This window comes from Roseibium sp., assembly GCF_051016195.1.
In the GTDB taxonomy this organism is placed as follows: domain Bacteria; phylum Pseudomonadota; class Alphaproteobacteria; order Rhizobiales; family Stappiaceae; genus Roseibium.
In genome coordinates, this window is sequence record NZ_CP134616.1 from 3,582,980 (window position 1) to 3,606,966 (window position 23,987).

Below are 23,987 nucleotides of genomic sequence, written 5' to 3' on the forward strand. Positions count from 1 at the left end.
CGAACGATCAGGTGCAATGGATCTTGAATACTTGGCCGACGGCATTCCCTTGCCGATTCAGGCGAAAGGTCTTGAAATAACGGGGCTCACCGCTGACAGCAGGTCCGTGCAACCCGGATACCTGTTTGCCGCCTTCAAGGGGTCAGCCGTAGACGGGACACGTTTCGTTCCGAATGCGGTTGCAGCCGGAGCGGTTGCGGTCCTGTGCGCCCGGGACGCTGCTGATGCCGTTACGGCACAGGTCCCCGGTAACGTTGCGGTCATCGCCGAGGACGAACCCCGCAGGGTCTTTGCCCGTTTTGCAGCCCGATACTACAGCCGGCAGCCGGACGTGATCGTCGCGGTCACGGGCACCGCCGGCAAGACCTCGGTCGCGCATTTTGTCCGGCAGATCTTTCAGGCGGCGGGTCATCCGGCTGCAAGCCTCGGCACACTCGGCATCGTCAAGGCCGATGGCGTCACCTACGGCGGTTTGACGACCCCCGATCCCGTGGCTCTCCACAAGGAACTGAGCGAGCTGGAGGCGGAAGGGATCAACCATGCAGCCCTTGAGGCCTCATCGCACGGATTGGACCAGTACAGGCTGGACGGCGTGCGCCTTACGGCGGCGGCCTTCACCAATCTGGGCCGCGATCATATGGACTACCATCCGACCATCGAGGATTACCTGCGCGCCAAGCTCCGCCTGTTCGATGCCTTGCTGCCCGAAGGCGGAACCGTCGTCGTAGATCCGGGTGAAAAATATGCGGACCGGGTTGTCGACATTGCCGGGAAGCGTGGTTTGCCGGTCTTCGAGGTCGGAGAAACCGGGCGGCATCTGAAATTGACGGGGCTCAGAACCGAAGGAGCTGGTCAGGAACTCGCGCTGCAGACGGAACGCGGCGAATACAGGGTCACGCTGCCTCTGATCGGGCGCTTTCAGGTTTCCAATGCATTGATTGCAGCCGGGCTTGCAATCGCCGCCGGTACGGATATGGGCCTTGTACTGCGCGCCCTTGAAAATCTCAAAGGCGCGCCAGGGCGGCTGGAACTGGCTGGCCGAACGGAAGCAGGCGGTCTTGTGTTCGTCGACTACGCGCACAAGCCGGACGCGCTGGACAACGCACTTGCCGCGCTGCGCCCCATTGCGACCGGAAAACTGGCGGTCGTTGTCGGCGCGGGCGGAGATCGCGACCCGGGCAAGCGCAAACTCATGGGAGAAGCCGCGGCCCGTCACGCGGATCTTGTCATCGTCACGGATGACAACCCGCGTTCGGAAGATCCTGCATCCATTCGCAGCGCCGTCATGTCGGGAGCACCCGGCGCGCTTGAGATCGGCGACCGGATGGAAGCCATCGCCGAGGGTGTTCGCGGGCTTCAGGCCGGCGATATCCTGTGCGTTGCCGGAAAGGGCCACGAAACCGGCCAGATTGTTGGCGACACAGTGATTCCCTTTTCCGATCACGACGCCGTGCAGCGCGCGATAAGCCTACAAGGAGAACCATGAGCGACCCTCTCTGGATACTGGATGCATTTGCCGAGGCAGCCGGCGGCCGCGTCATGGGTGAGGCCGATGCGGAGATCACGGGGATTTCGATCGACAGCCGGTCGCTTGAACCAGGCGATGCATTCATTGCCATCAAGGGAGACCGTTTCGACGGACATGACTATGTCGGCGCGGCGCTCGAAGCAGGCGCTGCCCTTGCTGTCGTAGCCGAAGGCAGGCTTTCCGAGCTTCCGGGAGACGGAAGATTTGTCGTTGTTGCAGATCCCCTGGAGGCGATGCGGCGGCTCGGGGTCGCAGCGCGTGCACGCACGAACGCCCGGATCATTGCCGTCACCGGATCGGTCGGCAAGACCGGCACGAAAGAAGCGCTCCGGATCACGCTGGAGCAGTCCGGCAAGGTGCACGCGTCCGTCGCGTCTTTCAACAATCACTGGGGCGTCCCGCTGACACTTGCGCGCATGCCCGCCGATACCGAATACGGTGTCTTTGAAATCGGGATGAACCACCATGGCGAGATCACGCCGCTGGTGAAAATGGTTCGGCCGCATGTCGCGATCATCACAACGGTTCAACCGGTTCACCTTGAGTTCTTCGATTCGGTTGAAAAGATTGCGCAGGCCAAGGCCGAGATTTTCGAGGGGCTGGAACCCGATGGCATTGCCATCCTCAACAAGGACAATCGCCAGTACGATCTCCTGCGCTTTCTTGCCACCACTGCAGGCGTCTCAAGGGTTCAGACGTTCGGCCTGGAGCCATCGGCGGACAGTCACGTGGAGAACGTCGTCAGCTATGCTGGCGGCTCGAGCGTGGACGCCTCCATTCTCGGCACGGAGATCACCTACAAGGTCGGCGCTCCCGGCAGGCACGTGGTGAAAAACAGTCTGGCGGTGCTGACTGCCGTGCTTGACGTTGGCGCGGACCTTGCGAAGGCCGGGCTTGCACTGGACAGCATGAAGCCGCCAAAGGGGCGTGGTGAAGTCAGCAGACTTGTGATGCCCGGTGGTGAATTCGACCTTATGGACGAGAGCTACAATGCCAACCCGGCTTCCATGCAGGCTGCCATTTCAGTGATCGGCGAGACCCCGGTCACGCGGCCAGGCCGCAGGATTGCGGTCATCGGCGACATGCGCGAACTGGGTCCGGAGGCAGACAGGTTGCATGCCGAACTGCTTGATCCGATCACGGAGGCCCAGATTGATGCTGTTTACTGTGCAGGCCCGCATATGCACGCACTCTGGCAAAGGCTGCCACAGCAATTGCGGTCGCATTACAGCGAGGACGCAAAAGATCTGGAAGACGTGATTTTGAGGGACGTCCGGCCCGGTGACGTCGTTATGATCAAGGGATCGCTCGGAACCCGCATGGGGCCGCTCGTGGAGGCCCTGAAAAAGGAATATCCGCCCGCGGACGATACCGCGGCGGAATAAGGGATAGCTGATGTTTTATTTTTTGGGGCAATTTGCGGATCAGATTTCAGCGTTGAACGTGTTCAGATACATCACGTTCCGCACGGGCGGTGCAATCATGACCGCTTTGTTCTTTGTTTTCCTGTTCGGGCCGAAGATCATCTCAAGCCTGCGTATCCGTCAGGGCCACGGCCAGCCAATCCGGGCCGATGGACCTGAAAGCCATTTGCTCACCAAGCAGGGCACACCCACGATGGGCGGGCTGATGATCATGTCGGGCGCCATGGTTGCAGCACTTCTTTGGTCGGACCTTTCCAACCCCTATGTCTGGGTTGTCATCGGCGTCACGCTCGGTTTCGGCGGGATCGGGTTTTATGACGACTATCTCAAGGTCACGAAATCCTCGCATACCGGTTTTGGCGGCAAGGCGCGGCTCGGGCTGGAATTCCTGATAGCGGCGGTGGCGGCCTATGCCGTAACGATCCTCGATACGTCCGAGTTTTCCGAGGCAATCACCTTCCCGTTTCTGAAGGACTTCACGCTCAATCTCGGGCTGATTTTCATTCCATTTGCCGCCTTTGTGATGGTGGGCGCGGGAAATGCCGTGAACCTTACCGACGGACTCGACGGGCTTGCGATCGTTCCGGTCATGATCGCCTGCGCGTCCTTCGGACTGATCGCGTATCTGTCGGGGAACGCGGTCTTCGCGAATTACCTTCAGATCCACCATGTGTCGGGAACCGGCGAACTCGCCGTGATCTGCGGTGCCGTGATCGGCGCCGGGCTCGGCTTTCTCTGGTTCAATGCGCCCCCGGCGGCGATCTTTATGGGCGACACCGGGTCTCTGGCTCTCGGCGGCATGATTGGCGCGATCGCCGTGGCCACCAAACACGAAATCGTTCTCGCGATCATCGGCGGCCTGTTCGTGCTTGAAGCGGTTTCGGTGATTGTGCAGGTGATCTCATTCAAGCTGACAGGAAAGAGGGTGTTCCGGATGGCCCCGATCCATCACCATTTTGAAATGATGGGATGGACGGAGAGCCAGGTGGTGATCCGGTTCTGGATCATCGCCGTTGTCCTTGCCCTTCTCGGTCTTGCCACGCTGAAGCTGAGGTAGGCCGCATGATCCCCGTCACGACATTTCAGGGCATGAAGGTAGCGCTGTTCGGGCTCGGCGGATCCGGCCTGGCGACGGCGCGTGCCCTGAAAGCGGGCGGTGCCGCGGTGCTGTGTCACGATGACAACGAGGCACGCGTCCGGCAGGCGGCTGACGAGGGCCTCGCAGCGCAGGATCTGCGCACGATTGATTGGAACGATGTTGCCGCGCTCGTGCTGTCCCCCGGTGTGCCGCTCACGCATCCGGTGCCGCACTGGACCGTCGACCTTGCGCGCGAAGCCGGTGTCGAGATTATTGGAGATGTGGAACTTTTCTGCCGGGAGCGGCGGAAACAGTGTCTGTCCGCTCCCTTCATCGCGATCACCGGGACGAACGGCAAATCGACGACAACCGCGCTCATCGCCCATCTTCTTGGCGACCTCGGACTTGATGTCCAGGTGGGCGGGAACATCGGAACGCCTGTTCTCGAACTGGAACCACCCGTGCCCGGACGCCACTATGTCGTCGAGTGTTCGTCATACCAGATCGATCTGTCTCCGACGCTCGACCCGAGCATCGGCGTGCACATGAACCTGTCGGCCGACCATCTCGACCGGCACGGAACCATGGAAAACTACGCCGCAATCAAGGAAAGGCTCGTTGCCGGTTCAAAAGTGGCGATAATCGGCGTTGATGATCGCCTGTCTTCCATGATTGCGGACCGGCTGGAACTTGCACACAAGCCGGTGTGCAGGATTGCCGGAGAGCGGGAGCTTACCGAAGGTATCTATGCGTCGCATGGTTTCCTGATCGAGGCACATAGCGGAACCCAGAAGCAGGTGGCACTGCTGGGCGGAGTCGACAGTCTGCGCGGCGACCATAATGGCCAGAACGCTGCTGCTGCTTTTGCGGCTCTTCGCGCTCTGGAACTGCCGTCGGAGAAGATCGCGGCCGCGCTGACCACGTTTCCGGGGCTTCATCATCGCATGGAGATTGTCGCAAAGCGCGGACGTATCCTGTTCGTCAATGATTCCAAGGCGACCAACGCCGACGCGGCCGCACGAGCGCTTTCCAGCTTCGATCGGATTTACTGGATTGCAGGCGGACGTGCCAAGGCAGGCGGGATCTCGTCGTTGGATGAGTATTTTCCGCGGATCGCGAAAACCTTCCTCATCGGGGAAGCCGCCGATGATTTCGCCCATGTGCTGGAAGGCCGCGTCCCCTACAAAATCAGCGGAACCCTGCCCCAGGCCGTCATTGACGCGGCCAGCGAGGCTGCGGAGGACGGCGCGGAGGAAATTGCAATCCTCTTGTCTCCGGCCTGTGCGAGCTTCGATCAATATCCGAATTTCGAACTGCGCGGCGCGGCATTTGTCGATGCGGTGCGTGCCTTGCCGGGCGCTGGAAACTCGCAGGAGGTCGCATAATGGTATCTCGCGCGGATCGCAGCAAATTCGCGGAATGGCTCTGGACCGTTGATCATTACCTCCTTGCCGCTTTCGGTCTGCTAATGGTGGGAGGTGTCGTTCTGTCCTTTGCCGCCAGCCCGCCTGTTGCCGAAAGGCTCGGGATCGACACACTCTATTTCGTCAAGCGGCAGGCGCTGTTTCTTATCCCGGCCATTGCCGTCATGCTGGCAGGGTCGCTCATGACGCCGCGCATGGTCAGGCGCGCTGCGCTGATTCTGTTCGTGGTCTCGCTCGTTCTTCTGATTGCGACGCTGTTCCTCGGCTTTGAAGCGAAGGGCGCGCGGCGCTGGATTTATATCGCGGGCTTCTCGATGCAGCCGTCGGAGTTTCTCAAGCCCGCCTTCGTTGTGCTGATTGCGTTTCTCCTCTCCGAGAGCGGCCGCCGGCGCGAAGTGCCCGGTGTTCTGTTCGCATTCGTGCTTTTTGCCGTATGTGCGGCGTTGCTGATTGCACAGCCGGACTTCGGCCAGACCATGCTTCTCGGACTGGTCTGGGCGGGACTGTTTTTCCTGAACGGGATTTCCTGGCTGATCATCGTGGCGCTTGGCCTGATCGGTGTGATTGGCCTTTTTGCGGCCTATGCGTTCCTCCCGCACGTGACCAATCGCGTCGACCGGTTCCTGGACCCGAGTTCCGGGGATACGTTCCAGGTCGATACCGCAATGGATTCCTTTCTTGCCGGTGGCTGGTTCGGACGTGGCCCCGGGGAGGGCACCGTGAAACGCATACTTCCCGACAGCCACACGGATTTCATCTTTGCCGTTGTCGGCGAAGAGTTCGGTGTGATTGTCTGCCTCCTTGTGGTTGCTGTATTCGCGTTCGTGGTTCTGCGCGGGCTGAGCCATGCAAGCCGCGACCAGGATGCGTTCAGCCGTCTTGCAACTGCCGGGCTTGTCGTGCTGTTCGGCCTGCAGGCGACGATCAACCTGGCTGTGAACCTGCACCTCATGCCGTCCAAGGGCATGACGCTTCCCTTCATCTCCTACGGTGGATCTTCGCTGCTGTCTTCGGCGATGACGGCCGGTGCCATTCTCGCTCTGACGCGCAGAAGGCCGCAGCCGTCGCGTTCGGAAGCGGTGACGGTCAGCCGGCTTTCGCCTTCATCATTGATGTAACTGAAGTTGCCGCGTGACATGAGCAAAACAGTCCTTCTTACCGCCGGTGGCACCGGCGGCCACCTGTTTCCGGCACAGGCTCTTGCCTCCGAGCTTGGACGGCGCGGGTGGATTGTCGAACTGGCGACGGACGAGCGGGCCGACAAGTACGGAACGGCATTCCCGGCGCGCGAAGTTCATATCATCGCGTCTGAAACGATCCGGGGCCGAAACCCGATCTCGCTCGCAAAGACCGCGCTCAGTCTGCTTCTGGGCACGCTGCAGGCGCGCTCGCTCATCAAGCAGCTCAAGCCGGACGTCGTAGCCGGGTTTGGGGGATATCCGACATTTCCGCCCATGTATGCGGCCCGCCTGACCGGTACACCCTCAATCCTGCATGAAGCCAACGGGGTCATGGGGCGTGCCAACAAAATGCTGGCCAAGGGAGTGACCGCAATCGCGACAAGCGTTCCGCTGGAAAATTTGCCGGGCGATCTCGCTGGCAAGCAGGTTGAGACCGGCAACCCGGTCCGTGATGCGGTTCTGGAGGCTGCGGGTCAGCCTTACGCTGCTCCCGCGCCAGACGGGAACTTCAAGCTGCTGGTCTTTGGCGGATCACAGGGCGCGCGGTTCTTCTCTGACCTTCTGCCTCCCGCCGTGGAGCAGTTGCCCGATGACCTTAAAAACCGACTGTCCATCGTGCAGCAGTGCCGCCCTGAGGACATAGGCCGTGTGCAGGAGGTCTACAGGAAGCTCGGTATCAGCGCGGAATGCGCGTCATTTTTTCAGGACATGCCGAAACGCATTGCAGACAGCCATCTTGTTCTGTGCCGGTCGGGCGCGTCTTCGGTCAGCGAACTCAGCGTTCTCGGACGTCCCTCAATCCTCGTGCCGTTGCCCGGTGCGATCGATCAGGATCAGGCTGCGAATGCCAAGGTGCTTGAGCAAGCCGGGGGTGCATGGCCGATCAGTCAAGCCGAGTTGAGCCCGGAGAGGCTTGCCGAAGAAATCACCAAACTGATGAATGCGCCGGACAAGCTTATTGAAGCTGCGGCGAACGCGTTGAAAGTGGCCAAACCCGACGCGGTCAGCCGGCTGGCGGACCTTGTCGAACAGGTGGCCACAAAAAAAGGAGAACGGCCATGAAGATGCCGCAGGATATCGGGCCGGTCCATTTTGTCGGGATCGGCGGCATCGGCATGAGCGGTATCGCCGAGGTCCTGAAGACTCTCGGATACCAAGTGCAGGGCTCGGATATGGCGGAAAACGCCAACGTCCAGCGTTTGCGCTCCCACGGCATTCAAGTCGAAGTTGGACACCGCGCCGAAAATATCGGCGACGCGGAAGTCCTCGTGGTGTCGTCTGCCATCAAGAAGGACAACCCGGAACTGATCGCTGCGCGCGAAAAACTTATTCCCGTGGTGCGCCGCGCCGAAATGCTGGCCGAACTGATGCGCTTCAAGCAGGCCATTGCGGTTGGCGGAACACATGGAAAAACGACAACCACGTCCATGGTCGCCGCGCTTCTGGACGCAGGCAATTTCGACCCGACGGTGATCAACGGCGGCATCATCAATGCCTACGGAACCAATGCGCGCATGGGCACCGGCGATTGGATGGTGGTCGAGGCAGACGAGAGTGACGGAACGTTCGTGAAATTACCTGCAGATGTTGCGATCGTGACCAATATCGATCCGGAACATCTCGACCACTACGGCGATTTCGACGGCGTTCGGGCAGCGTTCCGGCAATTTATCGATAATGTCCCGTTTTACGGTTTCGCCGTCATGTGCCTGGACCATCCAGAAGTCCAGACCATGATCGGGACGATCGAGGACAGGCGCGTCGTGACCTACGGCACCAACCCCCAGGCTGATGTGCGCTACACCGACGTCTCGATGGACGGCGGCAAGGCGACATTCTCCGTGTCCATCCGCGACCGGCGCACGGAGGAGGTTGTCGAACTGACAGACCTGGTCCTGCCAATGCCGGGCCTGCACAATGTCTCGAATGCGACGGCGGCCATCGCGGTTGCCTCGCAGCTCGGCGTCGGCGCGGAAGATCTCAAGAAAGGCATTTCGGAATTCGGCGGCGTCAAGCGCCGCTTCACGCACACCGGTACCGTCAATGGCGTGCAGATCTTCGATGATTACGGACACCATCCGGTCGAGATCAAGGCGGCCCTTCATGCCGCGCGCGAGTCTACCAGCGGCAAGGTGATCGCCGTCATGCAGCCTCACAGATTTACACGGCTGCAAAGTCTCTTCGACGATTTCTCCAACTGTTTCAACGACGCGGACGCGGTGATCATCACGCCGGTTTATGCCGCCGGAGAACAGCCCATAGACGGAGCCTCTCACACCGACCTTGTGTCGGGCATGAAGACCCGGGGACACCGCAACGTGCGCTCGATCGAAGGTCCTGAAGAGCTGCCCGCAGCAGTCAGGGAACTCGCGGAGCCGGGGGATTTCGTTGTTTGTCTCGGTGCGGGAAACATCACGCAGTGGGCCTACGCGCTGCCCAAGCAGCTTGAAGAGCTTTAGGGGATTGAAATGAGTTTTCCCGATCTTCTGGAGCTCCATCCGGGCCTTGACGAGGGCATACGCGGCAAACTCACACCCAATCAGCCGATGTCGGCGGTCACCTGGTTCCGGACGGGTGGCCCGGCGCAGCTTATGTTTCAGCCTGCGGACGAGGGAGATCTTGCCGTCTTCCTGGCCAGACTTCCCAAAGATATCCCGATCCTGCCTGTCGGGCTCGGCTCCAACCTCCTGATCCGCGACGGCGGCCTGGAGGGCGTCGTCATCCGCCTGAGCGCCAAGGGATTCGGCTCCATCGATCAGATCGGCGAAACCCGCCTCGAGGCCGGTGCCGCGGTGCCCGACAAACGACTGTCGGAAGCCGCTGCCAAGGCCGGCCTCGGCGGTTTTGCGTTTTACACGGGCATCCCCGGCGGTCTCGGGGGTGCCTTGCGCATGAATGCCGGTGCTCACGGAACGGAGACCCGCGAGCGCATGGTGGAACTCACGGCAATCGACCGCGAAGGCAAAAAGCGTGTGCTGACGAATGCCGAAATGGGATACGCCTACAGGCACTCTTCCGCCTCGAAGGATCTCATCTTCACCTCGGCTGTCTTTGAAGGCGTGCCCCGGGACGAGGCGTCCGTTCGTCAGGAAATGGCCGACGTTGTTGATCACAGGGAAAAGGCGCAGCCGATCCGGGAAAAGACAGGCGGGTCAACATTCAAGAACCCTCCCGGAACGTCCGCCTGGAAGGAAGTCGATGCGGCGGGCTGCAGGGGCTTGCGCGTCGGCGGTGCGCAGATGTCGGAAATGCACTGCAATTTCATGATCAACACGGGGTCTGCCACAGGTCACGACCTTGAATTGCTGGGCGAAACCGTCAGGGCGCGGGTGTTGAAGCACAGCGGTATCCGCCTTGAGTGGGAAATCAAGCGACTTGGCCGGTTCGGAGATACCGGGGCGGTCGAGCCGTTCTTAGGACTGGAAGGGGAGGCCGGGTAGATGGCCAAGAAGCACGTTGCCGTTCTCATGGGCGGCTGGGTCAACGAACGCCCGGTCAGTCTGACCAGCGGACGCGAGTGCGCCGATGCGCTCGAAGAGGCGGGCTACGGGGTAACCCGTCTGGATGTTGACCGGAACATTTCGGAAGTTCTCCAGAATCTGAAACCCGATGTGGCCTTCAATGCGCTTCACGGACCCTTCGGCGAAGACGGCTGCATCCAGGGAATTTTAGAGTTTCTTAATATTCCATACACGCACTCGGGAGTTATGGCATCGGCCCTTGCGATGCACAAGATCAAGGCGAAAGCGGTGATGCAGGCGGCTGGCGTGCCGGTTACGGAAGACATAATCGTCAACCGTCACAACATCTTGCGCGAACACCCTATGAAACCGCCTTACGTGCTTAAGCCGATCAATGAGGGGTCCAGCTTTGGAGTCCTGATTGTCAAGGAAGATCAAGAGTTTCCGCCTCAAGAGCTGAGCCGGCAGGACTGGCCGTACCCGGATGTACTCATGTGCGAAAAGTTCATCGAAGGCAGGGAACTGACCTGCGCGGTCATGGATGATACGGCCTTGGGTGTCATCGACATCGTGCCGATGGGTCACAGCTTCTACGATTATGATGCAAAATATGTTGAAGGCGGATCAAAACACATTCTTCCTGCAAAAATTTCACCGATTGTTTACCAAACCATAGAGACACTAGCGGTCAAGGCGCATCAGGCCCTGGGTTGCCGCGGTGTTTCGCGTGCCGATTTTCGATTCGACGAACGCGAAGACGGATCCGGGACCCTGATCTGCCTAGAAGTGAACACACAGCCAGGCATGACGCCCACCTCTCTTGTGCCGGAAATGGCCGCCCACAAGGGGATGAGTTTCAAGGATCTGGTCAGTTGGATGGTTGAGGACGCGAGTTGCTGTCGCTAGGTCGCAAATGGAATAGGGAAATGCTGACACCGCTGGAAGCCGAACTGGCTCCGCGGGGCCGTGGCGTTTCGCGTTTGCACAGGCAGCCGGTCTGGCGTTCGGCCGGTCGGCTGGCCGAGCTTCCGCGGTGGACGGGTTCTGCAGCTGCGCTCGGTTTCTTAACCTTAACAATTGGTTATGGAATAGTCATAGGTGGCCATGGCCGGGTTGTCTCCGACGCGCTCCTGTCTGCTGCCGGCTTCGGCATCGAAGCCGTGAAGCTCTCCGGGCAGCGCGAAATCAACGAATTCCAGATCCTCGAAGCACTCGAGATTCATGAAGGCACGTCGCTGGCTCTGTTTGATGCGGCCGGTGCGCGCACGCGATTGAACGAGATGGCATGGGTCAAGAACGCCTCTGTCATGAAGCTTTATCCGAGCACGCTTCAGATTAAAATCGAGGAAAGAGTGCCCTACGCGCTCTGGCAGCGCGGCGATCTCGTGTCCATCGTCAACCAGGCTGGCGACGTGATCACGGATGATGTCGATGGCAGATACGCCAATCTCCTTCTTGTCGTGAACCATGGGGCGCAGCGCAGGGCATCGGAAATCAATTCAGCGCTGGAAGCAGTGCCTGAACTGCGCCCGCGTGTCCGCGCCGCGTTTCTCGTCAGCGACAGGCGCTGGGATCTTCAGCTGGAAAACGGCATTTCAATCCGTCTGCCGGAACAGAAATACCAGGCCGCGCTGGCGGATCTGGTTGAAATGGACGAAGACAGCGGACTGCTCTCCCGGGATATCGTTGCGATCGACATGCGCCTTGCCGACAGGGTCACCGTCAGGCTGTCCGACGAAGCCGCCGAGCAGCGCAAGATCATGACGGGCGGCCGCAACCGCTCCGGCAAGAAGGAGCAGGACACATGAGCCGCTCCGACAAGAACCTTTACCTGCCCAAGATGCGCCCGTTGCCGACGCGGCGCTCGGTGATCATGTCGGTGCTGGATGTCGGATCGACCAAGATCTGCTGCCTGATCGCGAAGCTCGTGCCGCAGGATGAGAAATCCGTGCTGTCCAGCCGGTCCCACAAGGTCGAGGTTCTCGGCTACGGCTATCAGCGTTCGCGCGGGATCAAGTCCGGTGTCGTGGTCGACATGGACGCCGCCGAACAGGCAATCCGGCTCGCGGTCGACAGCGCTGAACGGATGGCGGGCGTGACGGTTGAATCTCTGATCGCCAACATCAGCTGCGGACGGCTTCAAAGCGAGGTCTATAGCGCAGGTGTGCCGCTGGCGGGCGAGAGCGTTTCGGAAGCCGATATTCAAAGGGTCCTGTCGGCGGGTTCCAGTCATTCGGTCACCGAGGGACGGGCGGTGACGCATGCGTTGCCGATTTCCTATTCCCTGGACGGCAGCCGCGGCATTCGCGATCCACGCGGCATGATGGGGCAAAAGCTCGGCGTCGACATGCAGGTCGTGACCGCGGAAGTCCCCCCGGTTCGCAATCTCGAACTGTGCATCAACCGTGGGCATCTACACGTGGAGACAATGGTTGCCACGCCGTTTGCCAGCGGCCTGTCGACGCTTGTCGACGATGAGGCCGAACTCGGTGTGGCCTGTATCGACATGGGCGGCGGTACGACCACCCTGTCCGTTTTTGTCGAGGGACACATGGTGCATCTCGATGCGATCGCGGTTGGCGGCAACCATGTCACGACCGATATCGCCCGGGCGTTCGCAACCCGGCTCCAGGACGCGGAGCGCCTGAAGACACTTTATGGGTCGCCGCTGGCGTCCAGTTCGGACGAGCGCGATCTTCTGACGGTGCCGCCGCTCGAAAGCGACAACGAACTGCCCAATCAAATCCCGCGCTCGGCGCTGACCCGTGTCATCCGGCCGCGCGTGGAAGAAATCCTTGAACTCGTGAGGGATCGGCTGACCGCATCCGGCTTTGCAGGCCGGGTCGGCAAACAGATCGTTCTGACAGGGGGTGCCAGTCAGCTCACGGGTCTTGGAGAGGTTGCGCGTCACATACTGGGGCGCAACGTCCGTCTTGGCCGGCCATTAGGCGTCGCCGGTCTTCCCGAGGCTGCCAAAGGTCCGGCGTTTGCCGCCGCTGTTGGCCTCTTGATTTATCCGCAGGTCGCCCAGATCGAACAGTTCGAGCACAAGAACCGTCGAACCGGGTGGAGCGGACAATCTGGTTACCTGGCTCGTGTGGGCCAGTGGATCAGGGAAAGCTTCTGACGACATGAGCCAAGAAGACGACAGCCACGAATTGGAGCTGCCAGGCATGGCAGCTGAAGTTAGGGAAGAAGAGGGGTCTCCCGTACCGGGGGAGCCAATGGGTCGCGAGGATAATATGACCATCAACCTTAAGATGCCCGACATTCAGGAGCTGAAACCGCGCATTACGGTTTTCGGCGTCGGCGGCGCGGGCGGAAACGCCGTCAACAACATGATCACAGCCGGCCTCCAGGGGTGCGACTTCGTCGTCGCCAACACGGATGCCCAGGCCCTGGCAATGAACCACTCGGACCGTCTGGTCCAGATGGGCGTGGCCGTTACCGAAGGTCTCGGTGCCGGTTCGCAGCCTGAAGTCGGTTCGGCAGCAGCCGAGGAGGTGATCGATGAAATCAACGATCACCTGTCCGGTTCGCACATGGTGTTCATCACCGCCGGCATGGGCGGCGGCACAGGCACCGGCGCGGCGCCGGTGATCGCACGGGCAGCGCGCGAGCAGGGTATACTAACCGTCGGCGTTGTCACCAAGCCGTTCCAGTTCGAGGGTGCGCGGCGCATGCGCATCGCCGATAGCGGCATTGACGAGTTGCAGCGCAATGTCGACACGCTCATCGTCATTCCGAACCAGAACCTGTTCCGGATCGCCAATGCGCAGACCACGTTTGCCGACGCATTCGCGATGGCCGACCAGGTCCTTTATTCAGGTGTTGCCTGCATAACGGATCTGATGGTCAAGGAAGGTCTCATCAACCTTGACTTCGCCGATGTCCGCTCCGTCATGCGCAGCATGGGCAAGGCGATGATGGGAACCGGCGAGGCAAGCGGCGAAAAACGTGCACAGCAGGCCGCCGAGGCTGCCATCGCGAACCCGCTGCTTGACGAGTCCTCCATGAAGGGCGCGAAGGGCCTGCTGATTTCGATCACCGGCGGTAACGACCTGACGCTGTTTGAAGTCGACGAAGCGGCAACGCGGATTCGCGAGGAAGTCGACTCCGACGCCAATATCATTCTCGGTGCGACGTTCGACGAAACGCTGGACGGCATCATTCGCGTTTCTGTCGTGGCAACGGGGATCGACAAGGAGGCGGGTTTTGAAGCCGCACCTTTTCCCTCTCCCGCTGAACAGGCCTTGAGCTCCGATATCCCTGCCGTTGTCCGCACCGCGGATGCGGCGCCGGCCAAGCTTGCCCCGGCCGCGGAAAAATCTGGCGCGCAGACGGCTGCCGCGCAGGCTGTCGCCAACCTGGAAAAAGAGCTTGCCATCCCCGAGCCGGCTTCGGTCGCCGTGGCAAGCGATCCGGATGTCCAGATCAAGCGGGTCAAGCCGACTGGTACTTCCATGACGGCGAAAAGCCCGATGATCGATATCGAGGAAGAAACTCCGACCTCGGTTGTTGAGGACGAACCGGTCAGCCAGCCGTACATTCCGCCCGTCGCAGAAGAGCACAGTCCCGCGCCGCGGATGCCACGCGTCGAGGACTTCCCGCCGATCGCTCAGCGTGAAATTCGCGCTCAGCACGCCCCGGCTACAGCCCCGCAATCCGAGCTTGCCACACAGCAGGCTGAACCGGCTGCCGCCGACCCGGCACCGGCTGCCCAGCATGATGCCGGCGAGGACTTCGGTGACGACGAGCGTCGCCCGATGGGTCTTCTTCGCCGTCTCGCCAGCGGTCTCGGCCGCCGGGAAGATGAGGAAGAGCAGGAGGTAGAGACGCCGGTTGTCCGCAAGGCTCCTCAGCTGCAGCCTGCTCCGATGGCCGCGCCGCGTGCACCGCAGGCACGGACCTCCGCATCCGGTGCGGCGGGGCAACTTGACGAAACCGGCCGTGCTGCACCCAAGCCGGTCAGTGCCGCGGATGACGATCAGTTGGAAATTCCGGCGTTCCTGCGCCGCCAGGCCAACTGATTCGTTCGCGATCTTCTTCCCTGATCGCAGCGGCCCGGAACACACGTTCCGGGCCGCTTCCGTAAGGTAAGAATTTTCTCTTTTAATTCAGTAATTTGCGAGCCTGTGAATCGTTACAAACCGTAATAAAGCTTTATTTCGCTCTGTGGGGGAACGCGACTATCTTCGCGGCCAACTGGTGATCGTTAAAAGTCCGTATGTGCATTTGGGCAAATTAAGGACTTCGCGTTCGCAAACCGGAAGGGTTGGGGTATATGACCACACATGTTGACCGACAGACGACGCTGGCCGAGCAGGTAACACTGACCGGTATCGGCGTTCATTCCGGCAAACCGGCGTCGATCACACTTGTGCCAGCCGATGCCGGGACCGGTATCGTGTTTTCGCGAACAGACCAGGAAGGTGCCACGGAAGTGCGCGCGCTCTGGGATCAAGTGACCGCTACGGCATTGTGCACGGTCCTTGGCGATCCTTCGCAGGACGGCATATCCACCGTTGAGCATCTCATGGCAGCGCTGTTCGGGATGGGCGTTGACAATGTCATCGTCGAGATCGACGGACCCGAAATGCCGATCATGGACGGCAGCAGCGCCATCTTCGTCGAAGCCATCGAGCAAGTCGGTCTCAAGAAGCTGGACCGTGGACGCCGTTACCTCAAGATCAACAAGAAAGTTCGTGTCGACAATGGCAGCGCGTGGTGCGAGCTGCACCCGCATGATGGAACCAAATTCGATATCACCATTGATTTCGAAACGCCCGTGATCGGACGACAGCAATATGTGTCCGAGATGACACCCTCCGTTTTCCGCGATGATCTGTCCCGCGCCCGGACTTTCGGTAACGTCAAGGATGTGGAGCAGCTCTGGAAAATGGGCTTTGCGCTCGGGTCTTCCCTGGACAATTCCGTTGCGATTTCCGAAGACAAGGTGCTCAATCCGGAAGGCACGCGCTGGCCGGATGAGTTCGCCCGTCACAAGGCGCTGGATGCCGTCGGAGACCTGGCACTTGCAGGCTTGCCTATTCTCGGCATGTACCGGTCCTACAAGGGCGGTCACAAGATGAACCATTCGATTCTGGTCAAGCTGTTTGAAGATCCGGGTGCTTTCGAAATCGTCGAAGCTCCGGCTTTCCGCCAGGTTGGTCAGGTCAGCAAGGGCGGGTTGGCAGCGGCTGCCGCCTTTGGACCGGACGTTTCCTGATCTTCCCGGTCAGTCGGTTCGGCAGGTTGGCGGATTCTTCGGAATTCACTGCAATTTGGGCATGTTGCCATAAAAAAGCTCAAAAAAACCGTCAGATGGCCATCGAGGGCGTGACGGGAACCGGTGAATTCCGGTAAACACTCCTGTCAGTTAATACAGGCCGGAAAATCTGACTGGCCGCATGGGCCGGAAACGGCTCGGGAGTTTGGGTGTGAACGGAATTGGAATTGTTTCTGGTTCGAGCAGGACCTTGAGCATGAAATCTCTTTTGACATTGGCCGTTCTCGCGACGCCTCTGCTGCTGGCTGCCTGCAGCGGCAAGGAGGATCTTGACGAGCTTGCTCTGAATGATACGCCGCCCGAAGTCCTTTTCAACGAGGGGCTGGCCCTGCGCGCGCAGGGCAAGCTGCGCGATTCCACGACCAAGTTCGAAGAGATTGACAAGCTCTATCCCTATTCCGAATATTCCAAGAAGTCTCTCGTCAATCTTGCTTTCCTGAATTATTCGCGCGGCAAGTACCCGGAGACCGTCACGGCGGCCCGGCGTTTCGTGACGCTTTATCCGGGAGACGAGGATTCGGCCTATATGCTGTACCTCGCCGGACAGAGCTATTTCCGGCAAATGCCTGACATCACGCGCGACCAGGCCGTGACGAGACGCGCTGCCGGTGCGTTCACGGAACTGATCCAGCGTTTCCCCGAATCCGAGTATGCACCGGATGCGGAAGAAAAGCTCCGTATCGTCGAGGACCAGCTTGCCGGCAAGGAAATGCAGGTCGGGCGGTACTATCTGAAGCGCCGCAACTATGTTGCTGCCATCAACCGCTTCCGGGCTGTGGTCGTGGAGTTCCAGACCACCCGGCATGTCGAAGAAGCGCTCTTCCGCCTGACCGAGGCGTATTACGCGCTCGGCGTTGTCAACGAATCCCAGACGGCAGCTGCGGTTCTCGGCCACAACTATCCTGACACACAGTGGTACAAGGACGCCTATTCTCTTCTGAACAAGGGCGGTTACGAGCCATCTGAAGATTCTGGCAGCTGGATTAGCCGCGCATTCAGGAGTATCTAACGGGTTCTGGAAAGACGACTCGGTCCTCCTATATGGTGGTCCGCAACTTAGTCTGGGGAGCTCGCCTTTATGCTGGTCACGCTGTCTATTCGTGACATCGTTCTCATTGACCGTCTCGATCTGGATTTTGCCTCCGGCATGTCGGTTCTGACCGGTGAAACAGGCGCCGGCAAATCCATTCTGCTTGACTCCCTGTCGCTTGCACTCGGTGCGCGCGGCGATGCTGATCTCGTACGCGAGGGAGCGCCACAGGGGCAGGTTACAGCCGTGTTCGACGTAGATGGGCAGCACCCCGTGAGAGCCTTCCTCCGCGAAAACGACGTCGACGATGACGGTGATGTAATTCTCAGGCGGATCCAGACCTCCGATGGCCGCACGCGCGCTTTCGTCAACGATCAGCCGGTGAGTGCCGGGCTTCTGCGGCAGGCAGGTGGCCTTCTGGTTGAAATCCACGGACAACATGACGATCGCGCACTTGTCGATCCGGAGAGCCACCGCGCGCTAATTGATGAATTCGGCGGATTGACCGGTGACGCGGAAAGACTCTCGTCCATGCACGGTGCGTTCAAAAGCGCAGAAAAGGCGGTGGTCGAACACGAGCGGCGGATCGAAGCCGCGCGCAAGGAAGCCGATTACCTGCGATCCTCGGCGGATGAACTCGGCACCTTGAAACCGCAACCGGGTGAAGAAGAAGACCTTGCAGCCCGGCGCACCGACATGATGCAGGTTGAAAAGATCGCCGGTGATCTCAACGAGGCGTTTGAAACGCTCAACGGGTCCGCGTCTCCGATTCCCGAACTCGCCAGTCTCTTGAGGCGGCTGGAGCGGAAGTCCGATCAGGTCCCCCAACTGCTTGCACAGCCGGTGAGAACGCTGGCAGAGGCGCTGGATCAGCTTGAGGAAACGCGCAGCGGACTGGAAAGCGCGTTGCGCGAGACGGAGTTCGACCCGCGCGAGCTTGAAAGCGTCGAGGAGAGGCTGTTTGCGCTCAGGGCGGCGTCGCGCAAATTTTCGGTCCCGGTCGACGAGCTTGAGGCGCTGTGTCAGCGCATGACGGCGGATCTTGCCGACCTCGATGCAGGTGAAGACAAACTGTCGGCACTTGTGGCGGCCGCCGAAAAGGCGAGGGCCGCTTACGACGCTGCAGCTGCAAAATTATCGGCCAAGCGTGCCAAGGCGGCAAAGGCATTGGAAAAAGCGGTCGAAGTCGAACTGCCGGATCTGAAGCTGGAGCGCGCGCGTTTCATCGTCGAAATGTCCAGCGACCCTGAAACCCGCGCACGCGCGGGCATCGATCAGCTGGAGTTTCACGTTCAGACAAACCCGGGAACGCGCCCCGGCCCGATGATGAAAGTGGCGTCAGGTGGCGAACTCTCCCGTTTCCTGCTGGCGCTCAAGGTGTCATTGGCGGACAAGGGGTCGGCGCCGACGCTTGTCTTCGATGAAATCGATACGGGCGTCGGCGGCGCTGTTGCAGAAGCAATCGGGGTGCGTCTTGCGCGGCTCGCAGGGAATGTACAGGTGCTCACCGTCACGCATGCGCCACAGGTCGCCGCGCGGGCGGATGGGCACTTTCTGATCGCCAAGGAAGCAACGCAGCCCGATCGGGTGGCGACCCGAGTCCAGCAGATTGACGACGATCATCGCAGCGAGGAAATTGCCCGTATGCTTGCGGGCAGCGTGATTACCGAGGAAGCCCGGGCTGCCGCCCGCAGGCTTCTGACCGTAGCCGAGTAGAGGCCCGCATGAGTGAAAACGCGACCGGCACCGAGGATGCGAAAGGCATCCGCGTCGAGGATCTGACAACCGAGCAGGCCCGGCAGGAACTGCGGCGTCTTGCCAGGGAGATTGCCGAAAACGACAGGCTCTATCACCAGGACGATGCTCCGGTGATTTCCGATGCCGACTACGATGGGCTCCGCCGCCGCAACCTGGCCATCGAGGAGCGATTTCCGGATCTTGTGCCGAGCGATGGCCCATCGGTGCAGGTCGGTGCGGCACCGGCTTCAGGGTTCGGCAAGATTTCGCATGTCGTGCCGATGCTGTCCCTGGACAATGCCTTCAACGACGAGGATGTGCGGGACTTTGTCGGGCGTGTGCGCCGCTTCCTGAAGTTCGATCCGCTGATGGGAGCCCTTGCGGTTACAGCCGAACCCAAGATCGACGGACTATCCCTGTCGCTTCGCTACGAAAACGGAGAGCTTGTCTATGCGGCAACTCGCGGCGATGGCACGACAGGTGAAAACGTGACGGCCAACGCCCGGACCATCAAGGACATTCCGGAAGTGCTCCGTGGAGACGTTCCGGCCGTCGTGGAAATCCGCGGGGAAGTCTACATGGCACACACGGACTTTCAGGACCTGAATGCGCGGATGGAGGCAAATGGCGGCAAGGTCTTCGCCAATCCGCGCAATGCGGCTGCAGGCTCGCTTCGGCAACTGAAGTCCGAAATCACCGCATCAAGGCCGCTCAGGTTCTTCGCCTATGCCTGGGGTGAGATGAGCGAGATGCCGTCCGAGACCCAGACAGGGATGGTCGAAAGCTTCAACTCCTGGGGTTTCAAGACCAATCCGCTGATGAAACGCTGCGAGACCGTAGATGAACTTCTGAAGGTCTATCACGGGATCGAGGAAAACCGGGCCGGGCTCGATTACGATATTGACGGTGTTGTCTACAAGGTTGACCGGCTGGATCTGCAGGAACGCCTCGGCTTCGTGTCAAGGTCGCCGCGTTGGGCAATCGCGCACAAATTTCCGGCCGAGCAGGCCTATACCATTCTCAACGACATCGAGATCCAGGTGGGACGGACCGGCGCCCTGACACCGGTGGCCAAGCTCGAACCGATCACGGTTGGCGGGGTGGTCGTCTCCAACGCGACGCTTCACAACGAAGATTACATCAAGGGGATTGGCCAAGACGGGGAACCGATCCGCGACGGCAAGGACATCCGTGTCGGCGACACGGTGAAGATCCAGCGGGCCGGAGACGTCATTCCCCAGATCGTCGATGTCGATCTCGAAAAACGCCCGGCGGATGCCGTGATGTTCGAGTTTCCGACCGTCTGTCCTGCCTGCGGCAGTCATGCCGTACGCGAGGAAAACGAAAAGACAGGCCGCCGGGATGCCGTACGCCGCTGCACGGGCGGGCTGATCTGTCCAGCGCAGGCGACTGAAAAGCTGAAGCACTTCGTTTCCCGCAATGCCTTCGATATCGAAGGCTTCGGAGACAAGCAGGTCGATGCTTTCTACAAGGACGGTCTGGTGATGGCTCCCGCCGATATCTTCACGCTCGAGGAGCGCGACAGACGTGCGCTGACCAAGCTGCGAAACCGGGAAGGGTGGGGGGCGCTCTCGGCGAAGAACCTGTTCGAGGCGATCACCGCGCGCCGCAACATCGAGCTTCACCGTTTCATCTTTGCCCTCGGGATCCGTCATGTTGGTGAAGGCAACGCCAAGCTGCTCGCTCGCGCCTATGGTTCCTGGGCCGCCTTTTACGATGCCATGACAGCCGCGCATGACCCTGAAAGCGATGCCTGGACGGATCTGAACGATATTGACGGGATCGGCCATATCGTGGCGGAGGCTCTGGTCGAATTCTTTGCCGAGGGGCACAATCGAGGACAGCTCGATGCGCTTCTGGCTGAGGTCTCGCCACAGGAAGCGGAGAAGGTCGATGCGTCCGGATCCCCCGTCGCCGGCAAGACGGTGGTCTTCACCGGTTCCCTGGAGAGGATGACACGCGACGAGGCCAAGGCGATGGCGGAGCGTCTCGGTGCCAAGGTCTCCGGTTCGGTGTCCAAGAAGACCGATCTTGTTGTTGCCGGTCCCGGAGCAGGGTCCAAACTGAAAAAGGCCCAGGATCTTCAGGTGGACGTGATTTCAGAGGATGGCTGGTTCGATCTGGTGGGCGCTTGAACCGGTTCTTTTAGCGCCTTGGCGCCTTTTCATCTGAGATATGGAAGATCAGGGACAGGTGCCGCATCGCACACCCGAGACAACAGTCAAATATGGTCGAATCTGTTATTTCTTCGCGGTTGGTCTTTGTGTGTCCGACGGCTTTACTTGGCAAAAGTGACAATTGGATAAAATTTAGCCTTGCTACCTGAAATTGATAAAGTTGGCATTTTACGAAATTAGTGTCGCAATCGGCCAAGTTTGTTTCTGACGTTAAGTAACAAGTAATTCCGCCCCGGCAGTTTGGAGGAAAGATCTCTGCTCCTGAGGGGACCAACAAATGAAACGTATCAAGCTGCAGATCGCTATGCTTGCGGGTGTGCCGATGCTAGCGGTTATCGGATTCGCGACCTTGAGTGTCTACGAAAAAGTCGTTGAACTTGAGCATCACGATTACATGCGGCCGTTGACCCGGATCGCAGAGGACAGCGGCAATCTCATCCACGAACTTCAAAAAGAACGCGGAATGAGCGTCAGTTACATCAAGTCGGGCTACGATTCTGAAGTTAAGGCCAAACTTGATGCGCAGCGGCCGAAATCCGATGCCGCATTGAAGGTTTTCGACGAGCATCTGGCGGCTATCAGCCTCAACGACGAAGACATGCTGAAAAATCTTCAGCACACGGCCGAACAGGTCCAAAAGACCGATGGGTTTCGCAAGGCGATCGATGCCAAGGAGTTTTCGGCTGGCGATGTCATTAAGGGTTACACGGCGGAAATACACGAGCTCGTCCATGTGATCGGGCTCACGACGGAATCCAGTCCGTCGCAGAAAATTACGGCTGAACTCCTGCCATACCTCACGATTGTCGAGGCGATGGAATCAGGCGGCTTGGAACGTGCCAACGGTGCTGCGTTGCTGAATGAGTTCAACCAGACAGGCGAGGTGAACCATTCGACCTTCAAGAAAGTCCTCACCCACTACGGCGGTGAAGCGGCATTCCTGAAGGAGTTCAAATCCGTTGCGCTTCCCGAGCACAAGGCCATGCTAAAGGAGATGGTAAAGGGACCAGAAGTCGAGCAGGCTCTTACCTGGCGCGAACTGATCCACACTCTGCCGGAAACCAAGGATTCCCAGGGGCTTGAAGGCGGTGTCTGGTTCGCCATGGCAACCAAGCGTCTCAATCTCATGAAAGGGCTTTCCGACAAGCTCATTCACAGGGCGGAAGCGGCAGCCGATGCCGATTCCGCGCAGCTCAGCTCCGAGATCTTCTGGTTGATCGTCGTAGCCGTTGTCCTGACCGGTCTTGCCCTTGCGCTCGCTGTCTTTCAGGTCTTTGCGATCAGCAAAATGCTTGGCCGCCAGCGCGACGCGATCTCCGCGCTCGCCGAGGGCGATCTCGATGTCACGGTCTCCGACACCGACCGTCCCGATGAAATCGGCGATATCGCCCGGGCATCAGAAGTCTTCCGCGACAAGCTGGTCCGCCAGAAGGAGCTGGAAGACGAAGCCGAGGCCGGACGTGTCCTGCGTGCGCAGCGCCGGGCCCAGTTGGAAAACGCCATTCATCATTTTGAATCATCGGTGTTGACCATTCAGACGCAACTCGCATCGGAAACCGAAGGCGTCAGCAGCAACGCCCAGGACATGGTGCAAATCGCACTCCACGCCGACGAAAGCGCACGGGCCGCGAATTCCGCGACGGAGGAAGCAACGACCAACGTCCAGACGGTTGCCTCTGCGGCGGCTGAGCTGTCGGCTTCCATCGGCGAGATTTCGCGACAGGCGGCCTCCGCAACCGAAATTTCCTCCGTTGCGGCGGAGACGGCTGTGGCCGCCGACAAGGACATTTCGCTTCTTGCGGAAACCGCCGACAAGATCGGCGAAGTCGTCGAAATCATCCGTGCCATTGCCGAACAGACCAACCTTCTCGCCCTGAACGCGACCATCGAGGCGGCGCGCGCCGGCGAGGCCGGCAAGGGATTTGCGGTTGTCGCGGCGGAGGTGAAGGAACTCTCCACCCAGACCGCCAAGGCAACCGACGAGATCGCCAGCCAGATTTCCGGTGTTCAGAGTTCAACCCAGAAATCCGTTGCCGCGATCCGTTCAATCGTGGAAAAGATCGAGGAAGTCCGGTCTGTCAGCGATACCATCGCGGTTTCGGTTGACGAACAGAACGCGGCCACAAGCGAGATCACCCAGAGCATCACCTTTGCCTCGGACGGCGCCAAGGCGGCTGCGACGAACGTCTCCGGCGTCTCCGGATCGATCGACCAGACTCGGCAGAAGTCCGAAACGCTGAGCGTTTCCGCCGAGCAACTCGGACAGGTGGCATCGAGCCTGTCCGAAGCGGTGAACACGTTCCTTGAAGAGGTCCGTGACGAAGACGAGCGCGGCGAAGAGGCCGCGTAAGTCTCCCACGGCCCCGACACTGATCTCGAGATCCCGGCTCGCTTCACGGCAAGCCGGGATTTCTTTTGCCGGGGCCTGGCTTTTTAGCAGGTGGAGCTCGGGCACGGGGGCCTCATCCTGAGGAAGCGATTGTCATCCCGGTTTGCCACGTAAGCGGCAAGACCGGGACCCTGGACCCCCGGTCGGGGTTGGACTGCAGGCGCTTGTGTTTACTGGGTCCCTGCCTTCGCAGGGATGACAAGTCGTGAGGTCTTTCGCTTGTCGACCACGCATGCCGGTTCGCGCAT

At 60.1% G+C, this 23,987-nt stretch carries 17 protein-coding genes; all 17 read left to right on the forward strand.

Annotated features, from left to right (window positions below; all coding sequences use genetic code 11):
• The first annotated feature begins 16 nt into the window (after positions 1-16).
• The 17 genes from RDA78_RS16340 (at position 17) to RDA78_RS16420 (ending at position 23,700) form a co-directional block, all read left to right on the forward strand.
• Positions 17-1,486 (forward strand): UDP-N-acetylmuramoyl-L-alanyl-D-glutamate--2,6-diaminopimelate ligase, encoded by a 1,470-nt coding sequence (locus tag RDA78_RS16340; RefSeq protein WP_434050881.1) that lies wholly within the window; start codon positions 17-19, stop codon positions 1,484-1,486.
• A complete protein-coding gene (locus RDA78_RS16345; RefSeq protein ID WP_434050882.1) occupies positions 1,483-2,913 on the forward strand; it encodes a UDP-N-acetylmuramoylalanyl-D-glutamyl-2,6-diaminopimelate--D-alanyl-D-alanine ligase in 1,431 nt (476 codons plus the stop codon). Before RDA78_RS16340 ends, RDA78_RS16345 begins: the two co-directional genes overlap by 4 nt.
• Before the next feature lie 10 nt (positions 2,914-2,923).
• Positions 2,924-4,009 (forward strand): phospho-N-acetylmuramoyl-pentapeptide-transferase, encoded by a 1,086-nt coding sequence (gene mraY, locus RDA78_RS16350; RefSeq protein ID WP_434050883.1) that lies wholly within the window; start codon positions 2,924-2,926, stop codon positions 4,007-4,009.
• Between the two features lie 5 nt (positions 4,010-4,014).
• Positions 4,015-5,415, forward strand: coding sequence for a UDP-N-acetylmuramoyl-L-alanine--D-glutamate ligase (murD, locus tag RDA78_RS16355; RefSeq protein WP_434050884.1), 1,401 nt, complete (start codon positions 4,015-4,017; stop codon positions 5,413-5,415).
• The gene (locus RDA78_RS16360) at positions 5,415-6,572 is read left to right on the forward strand and encodes an FtsW/RodA/SpoVE family cell cycle protein (protein WP_434050885.1); all 1,158 of its coding nucleotides are present in this window, start codon (positions 5,415-5,417) and stop codon (positions 6,570-6,572) included. Before murD ends, RDA78_RS16360 begins: the two co-directional genes overlap by 1 nt.
• An 18-nt stretch (positions 6,573-6,590) precedes the next feature.
• Entirely contained in the window at positions 6,591-7,697 is a 1,107-nt protein-coding gene (murG, locus tag RDA78_RS16365; protein WP_434050886.1) for an undecaprenyldiphospho-muramoylpentapeptide beta-N-acetylglucosaminyltransferase, read from the forward strand.
• Entirely contained in the window at positions 7,694-9,094 is a 1,401-nt protein-coding gene (gene murC, locus RDA78_RS16370; protein WP_434050887.1) for a UDP-N-acetylmuramate--L-alanine ligase, read from the forward strand. The genes murG and murC overlap by 4 nt, the downstream gene beginning before the upstream one ends.
• A gap of 9 nt (positions 9,095-9,103) precedes the next feature.
• Positions 9,104-10,075 (forward strand): UDP-N-acetylmuramate dehydrogenase, encoded by a 972-nt coding sequence (gene murB, locus RDA78_RS16375; RefSeq protein ID WP_434050888.1) that lies wholly within the window; start codon positions 9,104-9,106, stop codon positions 10,073-10,075.
• Positions 10,076-11,002: a D-alanine--D-alanine ligase gene (locus RDA78_RS16380; RefSeq protein WP_434050889.1), complete on the forward strand. Its 927-nt coding sequence runs from the start codon at positions 10,076-10,078 to the stop codon at positions 11,000-11,002.
• Between the two features lie 20 nt (positions 11,003-11,022).
• On the forward strand, positions 11,023-11,904 hold the full coding sequence (locus tag RDA78_RS16385; protein ID WP_434050890.1) for a cell division protein FtsQ/DivIB: 882 nt from the start codon (positions 11,023-11,025) through the stop codon (positions 11,902-11,904).
• Positions 11,901-13,223 (forward strand): cell division protein FtsA, encoded by a 1,323-nt coding sequence (gene ftsA / locus RDA78_RS16390; RefSeq protein ID WP_434050891.1) that lies wholly within the window; start codon positions 11,901-11,903, stop codon positions 13,221-13,223. Before RDA78_RS16385 ends, ftsA begins: the two co-directional genes overlap by 4 nt.
• 115 nt (positions 13,224-13,338) lie before the next feature.
• Entirely contained in the window at positions 13,339-15,126 is a 1,788-nt protein-coding gene (ftsZ, locus tag RDA78_RS16395) for a cell division protein FtsZ (RefSeq protein ID WP_434050892.1), read from the forward strand.
• A 254-nt stretch (positions 15,127-15,380) separates the two neighbouring features.
• Complete coding sequence (gene lpxC, locus RDA78_RS16400; RefSeq protein ID WP_434050893.1) at positions 15,381-16,325, forward strand: UDP-3-O-acyl-N-acetylglucosamine deacetylase; 945 nt, start codon at positions 15,381-15,383, stop codon at positions 16,323-16,325.
• 256 nt (positions 16,326-16,581) lie between these two features.
• Positions 16,582-17,394 carry an outer membrane protein assembly factor BamD gene (locus tag RDA78_RS16405; RefSeq protein WP_434050894.1) on the forward strand — a complete coding sequence of 271 codons (813 nt, stop codon included), beginning with the start codon at positions 16,582-16,584 and terminating at the stop codon, positions 17,392-17,394.
• A gap of 69 nt (positions 17,395-17,463) precedes the next feature.
• The gene (gene recN, locus RDA78_RS16410; RefSeq protein ID WP_434050895.1) at positions 17,464-19,131 is read left to right on the forward strand and encodes a DNA repair protein RecN; all 1,668 of its coding nucleotides are present in this window, start codon (positions 17,464-17,466) and stop codon (positions 19,129-19,131) included.
• 8 nt (positions 19,132-19,139) lie between these two features.
• Positions 19,140-21,308 (forward strand): NAD-dependent DNA ligase LigA, encoded by a 2,169-nt coding sequence (gene ligA / locus RDA78_RS16415; RefSeq protein WP_434050896.1) that lies wholly within the window; start codon positions 19,140-19,142, stop codon positions 21,306-21,308.
• A 319-nt stretch (positions 21,309-21,627) separates the two neighbouring features.
• Positions 21,628-23,700 (forward strand): methyl-accepting chemotaxis protein, encoded by a 2,073-nt coding sequence (locus RDA78_RS16420; RefSeq protein WP_434050897.1) that lies wholly within the window; start codon positions 21,628-21,630, stop codon positions 23,698-23,700.
• The last annotated feature ends 287 nt before the right edge of the window (positions 23,701-23,987 follow it).

Excerpts from the sequence above, each read along its gene's own strand:
- RDA78_RS16340 (WP_434050881.1), top strand. The coding sequence starts at position 17 with ATGGATCTTGAATACTTGGCCGACGGCATTCCCTTGCCGATTCAGGCG.
- RDA78_RS16345 (WP_434050882.1), top strand. The coding sequence starts at position 1,483 with ATGAGCGACCCTCTCTGGATACTGGATGCATTTGCCGAGGCAGCCGGC.
- mraY (WP_434050883.1), top strand. The coding sequence starts at position 2,924 with ATGTTTTATTTTTTGGGGCAATTTGCGGATCAGATTTCAGCGTTGAAC.
- murD (WP_434050884.1), top strand. The coding sequence starts at position 4,015 with ATGATCCCCGTCACGACATTTCAGGGCATGAAGGTAGCGCTGTTCGGG.
- RDA78_RS16360 (WP_434050885.1), top strand. The coding sequence starts at position 5,415 with ATGGTATCTCGCGCGGATCGCAGCAAATTCGCGGAATGGCTCTGGACC.
- murG (WP_434050886.1), top strand. The coding sequence starts at position 6,591 with ATGAGCAAAACAGTCCTTCTTACCGCCGGTGGCACCGGCGGCCACCTG.
- murC (WP_434050887.1), top strand. The coding sequence starts at position 7,694 with ATGAAGATGCCGCAGGATATCGGGCCGGTCCATTTTGTCGGGATCGGC.
- murB (WP_434050888.1), top strand. The coding sequence starts at position 9,104 with ATGAGTTTTCCCGATCTTCTGGAGCTCCATCCGGGCCTTGACGAGGGC.
- RDA78_RS16380 (WP_434050889.1), top strand. The coding sequence starts at position 10,076 with ATGGCCAAGAAGCACGTTGCCGTTCTCATGGGCGGCTGGGTCAACGAA.
- RDA78_RS16385 (WP_434050890.1), top strand. The coding sequence starts at position 11,023 with ATGCTGACACCGCTGGAAGCCGAACTGGCTCCGCGGGGCCGTGGCGTT.
- ftsA (WP_434050891.1), top strand. The coding sequence starts at position 11,901 with ATGAGCCGCTCCGACAAGAACCTTTACCTGCCCAAGATGCGCCCGTTG.
- ftsZ (WP_434050892.1), top strand. The coding sequence starts at position 13,339 with ATGACCATCAACCTTAAGATGCCCGACATTCAGGAGCTGAAACCGCGC.
- lpxC (WP_434050893.1), top strand. The coding sequence starts at position 15,381 with ATGACCACACATGTTGACCGACAGACGACGCTGGCCGAGCAGGTAACA.
- RDA78_RS16405 (WP_434050894.1), top strand. The coding sequence starts at position 16,582 with ATGAAATCTCTTTTGACATTGGCCGTTCTCGCGACGCCTCTGCTGCTG.
- recN (WP_434050895.1), top strand. The coding sequence starts at position 17,464 with ATGCTGGTCACGCTGTCTATTCGTGACATCGTTCTCATTGACCGTCTC.
- ligA (WP_434050896.1), top strand. The coding sequence starts at position 19,140 with ATGAGTGAAAACGCGACCGGCACCGAGGATGCGAAAGGCATCCGCGTC.
- RDA78_RS16420 (WP_434050897.1), top strand. The coding sequence starts at position 21,628 with ATGAAACGTATCAAGCTGCAGATCGCTATGCTTGCGGGTGTGCCGATG.